The sequence below is a fragment of the Cecembia rubra genome, from assembly GCF_003014575.1.
Classification (GTDB): Bacteria; Bacteroidota; Bacteroidia; order Cytophagales; family Cyclobacteriaceae; genus Cecembia_A; species Cecembia_A rubra.
In genome coordinates, this window is the sequence record NZ_PYGF01000006.1 from 109,306 (window position 1) to 121,926 (window position 12,621).

14 protein-coding genes are annotated in these 12,621 nt (G+C 40.5%); all 14 read left to right on the top strand.

Translation table 11 applies throughout. From position 1 onward, the window contains the following. The first annotated feature begins 65 nt into the window (after positions 1-65). The 14 genes from lpdA to CLV48_RS12025 all read left to right on the top strand — a co-directional run bounded on the left by lpdA (position 66) and on the right by CLV48_RS12025 (position 12,617). Positions 66-1,466, top strand: coding sequence for a dihydrolipoyl dehydrogenase (lpdA, locus tag CLV48_RS11960; protein WP_106567518.1), 1,401 nt, complete (start codon positions 66-68; stop codon positions 1,464-1,466). 182 nt (positions 1,467-1,648) lie between these two features. Further along, complete coding sequence (gene hypB / locus CLV48_RS11965) at positions 1,649-2,374, top strand: hydrogenase nickel incorporation protein HypB (RefSeq protein ID WP_106567519.1); 726 nt, start codon at positions 1,649-1,651, stop codon at positions 2,372-2,374. Further along, positions 2,374-4,704, top strand: a complete 2,331-nt coding sequence (hypF, locus tag CLV48_RS11970) for a carbamoyltransferase HypF (protein ID WP_165389870.1) — start codon at positions 2,374-2,376, stop codon at positions 4,702-4,704. The genes hypB and hypF overlap by 1 nt, the downstream gene beginning before the upstream one ends. Beyond that, positions 4,682-4,999, top strand: a complete 318-nt coding sequence (locus CLV48_RS11975; RefSeq protein WP_106567521.1) for a HypC/HybG/HupF family hydrogenase formation chaperone — start codon at positions 4,682-4,684, stop codon at positions 4,997-4,999. The genes hypF and CLV48_RS11975 overlap by 23 nt, the downstream gene beginning before the upstream one ends. A gap of 82 nt (positions 5,000-5,081) precedes the next feature. Then, complete coding sequence (hypD, locus tag CLV48_RS11980; protein ID WP_106567522.1) at positions 5,082-6,188, top strand: hydrogenase formation protein HypD; 1,107 nt, start codon at positions 5,082-5,084, stop codon at positions 6,186-6,188. A 27-nt stretch (positions 6,189-6,215) separates the two neighbouring features. Continuing rightward, positions 6,216-7,277, top strand: coding sequence for a hydrogenase expression/formation protein HypE (gene hypE / locus CLV48_RS11985; RefSeq protein ID WP_106567523.1), 1,062 nt, complete (start codon positions 6,216-6,218; stop codon positions 7,275-7,277). Between the two features lies 1 nt (position 7,278). Continuing rightward, a complete protein-coding gene (locus tag CLV48_RS11990) occupies positions 7,279-8,448 on the top strand; it encodes an NHL repeat-containing protein (RefSeq protein WP_106567524.1) in 1,170 nt (389 codons plus the stop codon). 11 nt (positions 8,449-8,459) lie between these two features. Beyond that, on the top strand, positions 8,460-8,666 hold the full coding sequence (locus CLV48_RS11995; protein ID WP_106567525.1) for a hypothetical protein: 207 nt from the start codon (positions 8,460-8,462) through the stop codon (positions 8,664-8,666). Next, complete coding sequence (locus tag CLV48_RS12000; RefSeq protein ID WP_106567526.1) at positions 8,667-9,242, top strand: bifunctional nuclease family protein; 576 nt, start codon at positions 8,667-8,669, stop codon at positions 9,240-9,242. Positions 9,243-9,245: 3 nt separating this feature from the next. Next, complete coding sequence (locus tag CLV48_RS12005) at positions 9,246-9,593, top strand: hydrogenase maturation nickel metallochaperone HypA/HybF (RefSeq protein WP_106567527.1); 348 nt, start codon at positions 9,246-9,248, stop codon at positions 9,591-9,593. A 69-nt stretch (positions 9,594-9,662) separates the two neighbouring features. Beyond that, entirely contained in the window at positions 9,663-10,289 is a 627-nt protein-coding gene (locus CLV48_RS12010) for a TetR/AcrR family transcriptional regulator (RefSeq protein ID WP_106567528.1), read from the top strand. Next, a complete protein-coding gene (locus tag CLV48_RS12015; protein ID WP_106567529.1) occupies positions 10,286-10,648 on the top strand; it encodes a hypothetical protein in 363 nt (120 codons plus the stop codon). Before CLV48_RS12010 ends, CLV48_RS12015 begins: the two co-directional genes overlap by 4 nt. Before the next feature lie 11 nt (positions 10,649-10,659). Beyond that, entirely contained in the window at positions 10,660-11,274 is a 615-nt protein-coding gene (locus CLV48_RS12020) for a TetR/AcrR family transcriptional regulator (protein ID WP_106567530.1), read from the top strand. Positions 11,275-11,636: 362 nt separating this feature from the next. After that, positions 11,637-12,617, top strand: coding sequence for an NADH-quinone oxidoreductase subunit B family protein (locus CLV48_RS12025; protein WP_106567531.1), 981 nt, complete (start codon positions 11,637-11,639; stop codon positions 12,615-12,617). Positions 12,618-12,621 lie beyond the last annotated feature (4 nt).

A 12,621-nucleotide genomic window follows, 5' to 3' on the forward strand; every position in this document is an offset into this window, starting at 1 on the left:
CATTTTTTTCTCTGCCCAAAAGCCTTATTTTTGCGTAGCTTATTTGAAAATTAAACTTTAAAAATATGTCTTCAACAAAATATGATGTGATTGTTGTAGGGTCAGGTCCCGGAGGGTATGTAGCGGCTATCCGTGCTTCTCAACTGGGTCTGAAAACTGCAGTAGTGGAAGCTGCCGAATTGGGCGGAATCTGTTTGAACTGGGGTTGTATCCCTACCAAAGCATTGATCAAGAGTGCTCAGGTTTTTGAATACATCAACCATTCGGAAGACTATGGCATCAAAGTAAAAGGTGCTGAAGTCGATTTCGGGGGCATGATCAAAAGGAGCCGCGACGTGGCTGCCGGTATGTCCAAAGGTATTCAGTTCCTTTTCAAAAAAAACAAAATCGACCAATTGTTGGGCTGGGGTAAAGCCCAGCCGGGCAAAAAAGTAGAAGTTGAAGATAAAGACGGAAAGAAGACAGTTTATTCAGCAGACCATATCATCATTGCCACCGGTGGTAGAGCCAGAGAACTTCCTGCGCTGAAAATAGACAATGAAAAAATCATTGGCTATCGTAAGGCCATGGTTCTTGAGAAAAAACCTGCCAAAATGGTAGTAGTAGGTTCAGGTGCCATAGGTGTTGAATTTGCTTACGTGTATAGTTCCATTGGCACGGAAGTTACCATTGTGGAATTCATGGACAGGATAGTGCCCAATGAAGATGAGGAAGTATCCAAGGCTTTGGAAAGAATCTACAAGAAAAATGGTGTCAATATCATGACCAGTACCGAAGTGACCGCTGTGGATACCAAAGGTAAAGGTTGCAAAGTGACCGTTAAGGATAAGAAAGGGAACGAGTCTGTTATCGAATGTGATGTAGTGCTTTCTGCTGTGGGTGTAGTTTCCAATATCGAAAATATTGGACTGGAAGATGTTGGAATCCTGGTGGAGAAAGGAAAGATCAAAGTGGATGAGTTCTACAAAACCAATATGCCGGGCTATTATGCCATAGGTGATGTAACCCCCGGTCCGGCCTTAGCACATGTAGCTTCTGCTGAAGGGATCATCTGCGTGGAGAAAATCGCCGGCCATCATCCTGAGCCATTGGATTACAATAACATTCCCGGCTGTACCTATTGTGTGCCTGAAATCGCTTCCGTGGGCTATACCGAAGCAAAGGCCAAAGAAGCAGGTTATGAAGTGAAAGTAGGTAAATTCCCATTCTCTGCTTCCGGTAAAGCATCAGCTGCAGGGGCCAAAGACGGGTTTGTGAAATTGGTTTTTGACGCGAAGTATGGGGAGCTTTTAGGAGCCCATATGATCGGGGCCAATGTAACAGAGATGATCGCTGAGATTGTGGCTATCCGTAAATTGGAGACTACAGGTCATGAACTGATCAAGACTGTCCATCCTCATCCAACTATGTCTGAAGCAGTAATGGAAGCAGCAGCTGCAGCTTATGGTGAAGTGATTCATATTTGATGGATTTTTCAGCCCTATGGGCTGTTATATATGATATGCCTTGAAACCCGTCAATTCTGACGGGTTTCATTTTTTTAAGTTAAGGCATCTGTTGGTAGGCCTAAATGATTTTTAGAAAAAAATTACTAAATCACTGCTTAAGGTTTTTTTAATGGTATATTGGAAAAAAACACGATTACATTATGTCCAATACCAAAGTACCTAAGTCCAGTAAAAATGTCAGGGGTACCATTACCTGTGACAATACCACCATCCATTTGCTTCAGGCCAATGATTTTGTGGCAGAGAGTATCCGCAATCAGATGGCGGAAAAAAAAGTGCTGATGATCAACATCACCTCATCTGCTGGAAGCGGTAAAACCACACTTATGCAAGAAACAGTCAAACGATTAAAGGATGAGATAAGCATGGGTATTCTTGTTGGTGACCTTGAAACGGAAAGAGATGCAGACCGCATCAAACAAGTAGGAGGGAAAGCTTTGCAAATTGTGACAGGTGGAATTTGCCATTTGGAGGCTCAAATGGTTTGGCAAGCATTAAAGAGTTTTGACATTTCAGGTTTAGATGTACTCTTCGTCGAAAATGTAGGCAATTTGGTTTGTCCAGCATCTTTTGATCTGGGAGAAGATTATCGGGTCACCCTCATTGCCACTACAGAAGGTGACGATAAACCCCAAAAATATCCTAAAATGTTTTTGACCAGTGAATTGATGTTGGTTTCCAAATCTGACCTTTTACCTTATCTTCCATTTAGTGTGGAAGCAGTAACAAATGACGCCAGGGCTATTAACCCAAGCATTGAGGTGATTGAAGTTTCATCTGTGGACGGTACAGGTATTGATGCTTGGTGCGATTGGCTTAAGGCTAAAATCAAGGAAAAAAAATCAGCTGACTCGATTGCTGTATAGTGCCATTTTGGAGCATTCATATTGAAGGACAGGTTCAGGGAGTGGGGTTTAGACCAACTGTTTTACGTGTTGCCTATGCAATGGGTTTGTGCGGTAAGGTTTTCAATACAAACGCCGGAGTAACCATTGATCTCTTTTGTTCAAAAAGAGAATTAGATGAGTTTTTGAAAAAATTAAGATCCAAGCTTTCATCCCTGGCTGTCATTTCCAAGTTGTGGATCGAAGAACTTCCTAAGATAGACAGTTTTCCAAATGATTTTTATATTTCACCCTCGCTGCTAGGCGAGAACAAGAGCGCAAATATCAGTCCTGATTTTGGAATTTGCCCATCCTGTCAATCAGAGGTATTGAATTCAGAAAATCCCCGCTATTTGTATCCTTTTATTTCCTGTACGCAGTGCGGTCCCAGGTATTCTATTTTAAATGGTATCCCTTATGACAGGCTTCGCTCTTCCATGGGGCATTTTGAGATGTGTACTTCCTGTGAGGAGGAATATTTGGACTTACAAAACAGGCGTTTTCACTCCCAAACCAATTCATGTCCTGATTGTCCAATAGATTTGAGGATTTTTCCCGAAACGGATCATACTTTTCCTATGCCTGTTGATCTGATGGATCATGCAGTAACAATTATCCAATCGGGTGGAATTCTTGCAGTTAAGGGGACAGGCGGGTTTTTATTGCTAACAGATGCAACAAATCCTGATGCAATTCAAATGCTTAGAAAAAGAAAGCGGAGACCCAGAAAACCTTTAGCTTTGATGGTTCATGATGAAATTATGCTTTCAGATTTTTTCACAGTTTCACATGAAGAAAAAGAGTTGTTAAGGTCAGCTGCCCGGCCCATTGTGCTTTGCAAACCTAAGAAATATACTGATCTTCATGGCACTCAAGCTTGGGTTGCTCCTGGTCTTTCTCTTTTAGGTGTGTGTTTGCCTGCAGACCCATTGATGTTCCTTATTTCCAGGAAAGTTGGCAGACCGATTATTGCCACCAGTGGCAATCTTCACCAAAGTCCTTTACAGTATAAAGACCAGGAAGCTATTGAAAAACTAATGGGATTTGCCGATGCAATCATTTATCATAATAGGGAAATTTATTTCCCTCAAGATGATAGCGTTTTTCGGATAGCGGAAAATTCCGGGCAAAAAATAGTTTTGAGAAGAAGCAGGGGCTTGGCTCCGACTTTTTGGAATAAGGTCAGGATAAAAGCTGAACTTCCTGTTTTGGCATTAGGAGCTGATCTAAAAGGTACTTTTGCACTTTGGGAGGGGCATAATGTTTATGTGAGTCAATACTTAGGAAATCTGGAAAGTTTTGATACGCAGGAGAGATATTTGGACACATTGACCAAGTTTTTGGATCTTACCGGCATCCAACCTCAGCAAATATTGATGGATAAGCATCCTTTATACCATAGCAGAAGGTTTGCTGACAATTTCCCTTATGTAAATGTAACAGAAGTTCCCCACCATGAAGCGCACTTTGCCGCCTTGCTTTGGGAACATGCTGCTCTTGATGCTGATGAACCTATCTTGGGAGTGATTTGGGATGGGCTGGGATTTGGAAATGATTCAGCTTTATGGGGTTCTGAGTTTTTTGTGTTCCATTCAGGAGCTTTTGAGCGGGCTTGCTCTTTTGATTATTATGATTATCTCTTGGGGGACAAAATGTCCATTGAACCACGACTTTCAGCTTTGGCTATATGTTACATTTCAGGTGGAACTCTCGATCTGATTAAAGGAAAATTTTCTTCACAGGAATGGTCCCTCTTTACAAGGATGCTAGATAAAGGGGGCCATGCCCAGACCAATAGCATGGGAAGGTTGTTTGATGCGGTATCTTCCATCTTGGGGCTTTGTGATTTCAATACGTATGAAGGGGAGGCCGCCATGCTATTGGAACAATTGGCCAGGAACTACTTTGACGCGAATGGTCAAGCGGCCATCCAATCTTATTTTATGGATTCCATTGTAAAAGATAAGATTTCGGGTGCTGATTTAATTTCTCAAATAATAAAGGACAAGTCAAACGGCTTGGATTCAGGCCTTATTGCTGCCAAATTTCATCTGACCTTGGTTCACATCATTTCTCAAGTCATCCAAAATACAGGTTGTAGAAAAGTAGGATTTTCAGGAGGGGTTTTCCAAAATGCCCTTTTGGTTGATTTGCTCCATCAATACCTGGGAGAAGAATACCAACTGTTATTCCATGAGCAGTTACCTCCTAATGACGAGAATATATCCCTAGGCCAAATGGCCTGGTTTCATATAAAAAACAGATCACAAAAACTTAAAATAAAATCTTATGTGCTTGGCGATTCCCGGTAAAATAAAAAGTATTGAGACCATGTATGATGGTCTGGTCAGAATGGCTAAGATCCAATTTGGCGGTATTGTAAAACAGGCAAGTCTTGAGATGGTTCCCCAGGCAAAAGTGGGGGATTATGTGCTTGTCCATGTAGGTGTAGCCATCAGTATTGTGGATGAGGAGGAAGCCAGAAAATCATTCGAATACTTGGAGATGATTGGTGAGATTGATGAATTGATCGAACATACCCAAACCGATAGGAATGACCTGCCTCCAATCGATTCCAGTAAAAGCCAATCAGCGGATGGTGCCTAAGGTTATATTATAAGAAAGGCTAGATTTTCAAATGTCTCGCTCTAAAAACAACAAACTCACTTGACCACAAAACCTGTTTAAAATGAAGTACCTATCGGAATACAGAGATCCTGAATTGGTGAAAAAATATTTGGATGAAATACATCAAAGCACTACAAAACCATGGATCATTATGGAAGTATGTGGAGGTCAGACCCACAGCATTGTGAAAAACGGATTGCTCCAATTGCTTCCCAAAGAAATTACTATGGTCCATGGACCAGGTTGTCCTGTCTGTGTGACACCGATGCATCTAATAGATAAAGCGGTTTATCTGGCATTTAACGAGAGGGTGATTTTATGCTCTTTTGGGGATATGCTAAGGGTACCGGGATCCACAGACAGTTTATTGGAAGCAAAGTCCAAAGGTGCAGATGTAAGGATATTGTATTCCCCTTTAGAGGCAGTGAAGTTGGCAAAGGATAATCCTGATAAACAGGTGGTATTCTTTGCGGTAGGTTTTGAGACCACCGCCCCTGCCAATGCCCTTTCTGTGCTTCATGCCCACAGAGAGGGTTTGAAAAATTACTCCATTCTGGCTTCTCATGTACTTGTTCCACCAGCCATAGATGCAGTAATGAATGATGATTTGGTCAAAATCCAGGGCTTTCTTGCAGCAGGACATGTATGTACAATCATGGGAATCGGGGAATATCGGCCACTTGTCAATAAATACCAGGTGCCTATTGTTGTTACAGGATTTGAGCCTGTAGATATTTTGCATGGGATTTTGATGGTTGTGAAGCAGTTGGAGAAGGGCGAGTCTAAACTGGAAAACCAATACGCCAGGGTAGTCAGACCTGATGGCAACCCGGAGGCAAGAAAAGTGATTGAAGAAATTTTTGAAATTACCGATAGGGAATGGAGAGGAGTAGGAAATATACCCTTAAGTGGATATCAGGTTAAAGAAAAGTATGCTGCATTTGATGCCAATAAAAAATTTGCAATTAAAATGCCCAAAGTGGAGGAAAACCCGGAATGTATTGCAGGTCAGGTGTTGAAAGGTATAAAAAAACCACACGAATGCCCTCAGTTTGGAAAAGGATGTAATCCTGAGAGACCACTTGGTGCGCCAATGGTAAGTAGCGAAGGTGCTTGCGCGGCGTATTACCATTTTTCCAAAATCAGCGGTCAGGTAATGGAAGCCTAGTACATAAACCAGAATTAACCTTAAGTTATGTCGGAATATAAAAGTATTTTATCATCCTCCTGCCCCATGCCCAAGCTTGATTTTGAGATCATTACCATGGGGCATGGCAGTGGAGGCTTGCTTACCCACAAACTTTTAGATGCAGGAGTATTTGATGTGCTTTCCAATGAATACCTAGATAAGCAGCATGACGGCGCTGTCTTTGAAGTTACTCCGGGAAAGATGGCTTTTACTACGGATAGCTATGTGGTTTCTCCGATATTTTTCCCTGGAGGAAATATCGGTGAATTGGCGATCAACGGTACTGTGAATGACCTTTGCATGTGTGGGGCAAAAGCAGCTTTTATTTCCTTATCTTTTATCATTGAAGAAGGCTTGCGTGTCAGTGATTTTTGGGAAATCTTATTGCATATCAAGCAAGCAGCAGATCATGCCGGGGTCAAAATAGTAACTGGGGATACCAAGGTGGTAGAGCGTGGAAAAGGAGATAAGATTTTTATCAATACAAGTGGAGTGGGGAAGGTGCATCCAAAAGCGGATATTTCGGTTGACCGAATCAAAACAGGGGATAAGGTGATTATTTCCAATGATATTGCAAGGCATGGTATAGCCATTATGAGTGTCAGGGAGGGCTTGGAATTCGAATCGGATATCGAAAGCGATACTTGTCATTTCAATACGATTATTGAGCAGCTTTTGGAGGATTTTGGCAAGGGGATTCACTTTTTAAGGGATGCTACCAGAGGTGGATTGTCTACCATTTTGAATGAGGTATCAAAGTCTTTGTTGAAAGGAATTGCCATTCACCAAAAAGACATCGTTGTAGATGAATCAGTTGCAGGAGCTTGTGAATTATTAGGTTTAGATCCACTATATGTAGCCAATGAAGGGGTTTTTGTAGCATTTGTAGAAGCCTCCATCGCAGATCAAGTGGTCCAAAAATTAAAAAATTGGGAGAATGGAATACATGCAGCAGTGATTGGAGAAGTAATTGATGGTCATCCTGGTCAGGTGGTTTTGCATAGTCAAATCGGAGGAAGAAGGGTTGTCAATATGCTGGTAGGGGAACAATTGCCGAGAATTTGTTGATATGGATGATAAGAAACCAAATATAGCGCTGAATATTACCCTGAAAAGAGCTGTAGCTCCTTCCCTGAGTCCCGGTAAGAAAGTTCCGGTAATTGAGGGTTCAAATAGGGTTTTTTTAGGTGACCCAGGGAGTCCATTTCTTGCCCCGAGGGGAGTGTATGTACATGGCAACAAACTGCTGGTTTCTGATACCGGACAGAATAGGGTTTTCATTTGGCATCAGATTCCAGCGCGAGAACAACAAAAACCAGATTTAGTCATAGGGCAATCTGATTTAAAGAATACCGGTAGAAATGAAGGGGGAGAGGCTTCTGCTCAATCCCTTCAATATCCTTCGGCAGTATGGACAGATGGGAGAAGCTTAATTGTAGCAGATGCTTGGAACCATAGGGTATTGATTTGGAAGCAATTTCCCGAGCAAAATCATCAACCTGCAGATGTTGTCTTGGGTCAGGAGGATTTTCGGGGAAACCTGCCCAATAGAAAAGGAGTGAATTCAGAGCCTTCTGCTGACTCCCTTTATTGGCCTTATGGGATAGCTGTATTTGATGAAAAATTATTTGTGGCTGATACTGGTAATAGAAGGGTATTGGTTTTTAATCAAATCCCGGAGTTGTCAGGTCAGGCAGCCGATTCGGTTATTGGCCAGGAAAATTTTGAAAGTAGAAGCTATGATCCAGACAATGCCATATGGCCCTATGGAGTTGCCCTTGGGCCAAAAGGAGAATTGGCCATCACAGATACACAGTACTATAGGGTCCTCCTCTGGGATCATTGGGAAGATTCGATGAATCAACAGGCTAAGTGTCTTGTTGGCCAACCCAACTTTGAATCCAATGGGCAAAACCAATTTGGTTTATCTCCTGGTCCACATACATTGAATTGGTGTTATTTTGCCGGCTTTTTTAAGGAGGGACTTTTTGTTAACGATACGGGAAATTCAAGAATTCTTTGGTTTGAAAAAGTCCCCAAATCTCATGGAGTTTCTGCAGATGCTCTGATAGGTAAGCCGGATTTTTATACGGGCAGTGAATTTGGGGACACAATATTTGGTACTGAAAAATCTTTGTATTGGCCTTTTAGTTTTAGTATATTTCCTGAAAGGCATCAAATGGTTATAGCCGATACAGGTAATCACCGAATTGTGTTATATGATTTACTGATTTCTTAAAGATTCAATTTATGAATGCAACTCAAAGGTTACTGGAAATGATGGAACAATTTGACCTGCCGGTTTTGGTTCAACGCGAAAAACAAATTGAAACGCAACATGGCTATGTAATTGAGGTGGAGGGCCCAGGCCTATATAAGCTTATCCATCTGGGGGATGTCATCGCACCTTTTGATAATCTAGAAGAACTATGTGGATTTATCAAAACTTACAGTTGAATGGGGGATAAATCAGAATTGGTTGAGGTTTTTATTGTAGCTATGTCTCCAAGTAAAAATCTGCCAAGTAAATTTGCATTAATTTTGGAGGATTTGGATAAGAAAAACAGATTCCCATTACTTATAGGAGAGGCAGAAGCTTTGTCCATAGGGGTTGCCTTGGAGCAGATTAAAACAAAGAGGCCACTCACCCATGACCTTTTTTTTGATGTGGTGAATTTGTTTCATGCCAAAGTGGAACATGTTTGGATCAAGGAAGTCAAGGATAGTATTTTTTGGAGTGAAATTATTTTCAGGACGGCGGATCAAAAGGAGATGAGGGTGGACAGCAGGACCTCTGACGCCATTGCTTTGGCTTTGAGATTTGATAGCCCGATCCTGATTTCGAGACGGCTTTTGGAAGAACAACGCATAGATATGGAAATTTATATTGGTGAAAGCAATAGAACTGCTTTTTCTTCTTATACCTTGCAAGAGTTGGAAAAACTCCTGCAAAAGGTATTGGAAAAGGAAGATTATCAAAGCGCTGTCAGGATAAGAGAGGCAATTGCAAAGAGAAAAAACATCAATCATTAAAATATGCATGAAATTTCATTGGTCAAAAACATATTTGGATCTCTTGACGCTGTATATCCGGAAAAGGATAGAAAAAAGATCAAAAAGATCCACATGAAGGTTGGGCTCCTTTCAAATGTCGAGCCCATTCTGATGCAGAATGCTTTTGAAGCAGTTGTAGCTACTGAGAGAAAAGAGTACATTGATTGTAAACTTTATATTGAAGTATTGCCTATTTTAGTGCATTGTGATGAATGCAATAAAGAGTCGGAGGTGGTGAATTATAAGTTTGTTTGCTCTTGTAATAAACCCACCAATAAGGTAATCCAAGGGAATGAGTTGTTGATTTCAGGTGTTGAATTCCTGGAGTGATTTCTTGTGTACCAAAGTATATGACTGTCATTGTGGGAAAAATGCCGGAAGACTTAATATCCTGATAAGATGACTAAAAAAGACACCAAATCAAGAATTAAAGATGTAGCCTTAGAGCTTTTCAATAGAGATGGCTTCGTCAATGTACGGTTACAACATATATCAGATGTTTGCGGACTAAGTTTGGGCAATATTGGTTACCATTTCCGAACAAAAAACGATATCCTATATGCCTTATTCAGTGATTTTTTGGAGGAGCAAAAACTCTTGCTATCAGAATTTAGGGTTTTACCACTTTTTGAAGATTTTAATCGGTTCTTAAATTCAAATTTTGAGTTACAAAAGCGGTATGTATTCTTTTATAAAGACGCTTTGGACTTGACAAGGTTGTATGAAAATATATCAAAAAAATACAGAGAACATTTAAACTGGCAAGAATTACAATTGCAAGGAATGTTGGTTTTCAACGAAGCAAGAGGGGCATTGGATTCCAAAGGAATTCAGGATTTTACACAAAAAATGTCCTCACTTTTAGTTTGGGCCAGTGAAAGTTGGATCAGTAGGCAGGCAGTAACAGGTGCGGAGGAATTAGATAAGTGCAGCTATCTGGAAATGGTTTGGTTTTTGTTGAAGCCTTACTTTACTGAAACTGGCGAAGAAGAGTTTGAAAACAGGGTCGTTATTTGTGAAAGATGAAAAAATATCTGGTTTTAGATTTTCAAGTGTATAATTGGCTGCTCCGCTCCATTAATCAATTATCACTTTATGAGGATAGATTGGGGGATGAGTCGGAGTTTAGTTTTTTGAGATCCAACGAATGGCTTGGAGACACAGCCGTCATAGATAGGTTGATCTACAGAAGAGGAGAATTCAGAATAGATCTTATTTTTGCACATCATAAACAACCGCTTAAATTCTTGGTGAGGAATATTACTGTCCAATCAGACAGAAAAAAGGCAGAAATTATGTCCCAGTTATTTAGACGACAGGCGGCAAAAGATCAGAGGGGAACATTGATGATTCAAGAGGGGTTATTAAATTTAGATTATAATTAACAGCGAGTAAAATGTCCAAGACTAAAGATAGAATCTTAGAAGCTTCCATAAGCACATTTAACGAACATGGGGTAGCCAATGTAAGGCTGCAACAGATAGCGGATGCTGCAGATATTAGTGTTGGTAACTTAGCCTATCATTTTAAAAACAAAGAAGCAATAGTTTCATATGTTTATGACTTTATTTTTAGTGAATTTTCCGAAATATTGTCCGATTATCTTTTTATAGAGAATTTTCAAGGACTGGATAGAAACTTTGAGCAATACTATGCTTTCTTCATGAAATACCGCTTTTTTTTCACAGATATGTTTGAGATAGAACGCAATTATCCAGATATCTTGGAGAAATGGCACAAGTATTCCAACCGTATGCTTTTACAGGTTAAATCCAGAATAGAATTTGATGTTCAGCGCGGTGTTCTTGTTCCTCAATCGGATGAAATGAATGAGTTACTTTCCAGTAATATTTGGATGTCCATTATTTTTTGGTTACCTCAAAGAATATTAAGGGGACTGCCGGCCGAGGAGAAACTTTTCAAAGAGGCAGTCTGGAGTCAAATGACCCCTTATCTCACAGACAGGGGAGAAGAAGAGTTTGTAGTTTATATTTATCCTGTTCTTATCTAAAGGTGCATTTTTTTCCATTTAATCCCGACTTAAGGGATGGGGACTGGGCTTAAAGCAGGGAAGCGATTGATTATGCCCGTCGAGGCGTAAGAGTCCGTATTAGAGATTCAAGTCCATATTCGGATTTATCTGACCAACTCTTAGGGTTTAATTTGGTAGTCTCAAAAAACTGTCCTATTCACTATAAATCCTATTTTTAGAAAAAAATTTCTAAATATTAGAAAAAATATTCAAATAAAATTAGGAAACCCTTTCTAATTTGATTCAGAATATTTAAATTTGATATTATTGCTTGATTTTAAAATATTGTTTGGCGATCAAGTGATATTCATTTCACAATTTAACCCATAACGACAACTTAAATGGCAAACGTTCTTTGGTTGCAAGGAGGGGCATGTAGTGGTAACACCATGTCTTTTTTAAATGCAGAGGAGCCAACTGTAGTAGAATTGGTCACTGATTTTGGTGTCAATATTCTCTGGCATCCTTCTATAGGTCTGGAAATTGGTCATCAGGTATCTGATCTTTTGGAAAGCATTGTTGCTGGAAAAACCCAATTGGATATTCTGGTTTTTGAAGGTTCAATCGTACAAGGACCCAATGGAACCGGTACAATGAATTATTTTGCTGAAAGGCCAATGATGGACTGGATAAAAGATTTGTCCAAAGTTTCAGGTTATGTGGTAGCCATAGGTGATTGTGCAACATGGGGAGGAATTCCCGCAGTTCCGCCAAATCCTTCTGAAAGTACAGGTATGCAATTCCTTAAAAAACAAAAAGGAGGGTTCTTAGGGGCAGATTATGTTTCCAAAGGAGGGCTGCCTGTAATCAATATTCCCGGATGTCCCGCCCATCCTGATTGGATTACCCAGATTTTAGTGGCCATTTCCACAGGAAGGATTGGAGATGTATTATTGGACGAGTTTCATCGGCCTAAAACCTTTTTCACAGATTTTGTTCAAACAGGATGTCCAAACGCTATTTCTTTTGCCCAAAAAGTGGATGGTCAGTTTGGCAAGCGAGGCGGATGCTTATTTTACGAGGTAGGCTGTAGAGGTCCTATGACCAGGGCCAGTTGTAACCGGATTTTGTGGAACCGTCAATCCAGTAAAACCAGGGCAAACCATCCTTGCTTAGGATGTACAGAGCCAGGATTTCCTCACAATGACCTCGTTAAAGGCTCTGTATTCAAAACCATGAAATATTTGGGTTTTTTGCCAAAGTCAGTCCCGGCAGGTAATACCAAAGCAGGGTACTATGCGAGAGCCGGATTTGAAAAAGCAATGGGTACCCTGGATAAAGTGGTCGTAGGAACAAGGCCTCAATTTGATAGCTCAAAATAACCAT

Coding starts and splice junctions, on each gene's coding strand:
- CLV48_RS11975 (WP_106567521.1), top strand. CDS start 4,682: ATGTGCTTGGCGATTCCCGGTAAAATAAAAAGTATTGAGACCATGTAT.
- CLV48_RS12010 (WP_106567528.1), top strand. CDS start 9,663: ATGACTAAAAAAGACACCAAATCAAGAATTAAAGATGTAGCCTTAGAG.
- CLV48_RS11990 (WP_106567524.1), top strand. CDS start 7,279: ATGGATGATAAGAAACCAAATATAGCGCTGAATATTACCCTGAAAAGA.
- CLV48_RS12015 (WP_106567529.1), top strand. CDS start 10,286: ATGAAAAAATATCTGGTTTTAGATTTTCAAGTGTATAATTGGCTGCTC.
- CLV48_RS12020 (WP_106567530.1), top strand. CDS start 10,660: ATGTCCAAGACTAAAGATAGAATCTTAGAAGCTTCCATAAGCACATTT.
- hypD (WP_106567522.1), top strand. CDS start 5,082: ATGAAGTACCTATCGGAATACAGAGATCCTGAATTGGTGAAAAAATAT.
- hypE (WP_106567523.1), top strand. CDS start 6,216: ATGTCGGAATATAAAAGTATTTTATCATCCTCCTGCCCCATGCCCAAG.
- CLV48_RS12005 (WP_106567527.1), top strand. CDS start 9,246: ATGCATGAAATTTCATTGGTCAAAAACATATTTGGATCTCTTGACGCT.
- hypB (WP_106567519.1), top strand. CDS start 1,649: ATGTCCAATACCAAAGTACCTAAGTCCAGTAAAAATGTCAGGGGTACC.
- CLV48_RS12000 (WP_106567526.1), top strand. CDS start 8,667: ATGGGGGATAAATCAGAATTGGTTGAGGTTTTTATTGTAGCTATGTCT.
- lpdA (WP_106567518.1), top strand. CDS start 66: ATGTCTTCAACAAAATATGATGTGATTGTTGTAGGGTCAGGTCCCGGA.
- CLV48_RS11995 (WP_106567525.1), top strand. CDS start 8,460: ATGAATGCAACTCAAAGGTTACTGGAAATGATGGAACAATTTGACCTG.
- CLV48_RS12025 (WP_106567531.1), top strand. CDS start 11,637: ATGGCAAACGTTCTTTGGTTGCAAGGAGGGGCATGTAGTGGTAACACC.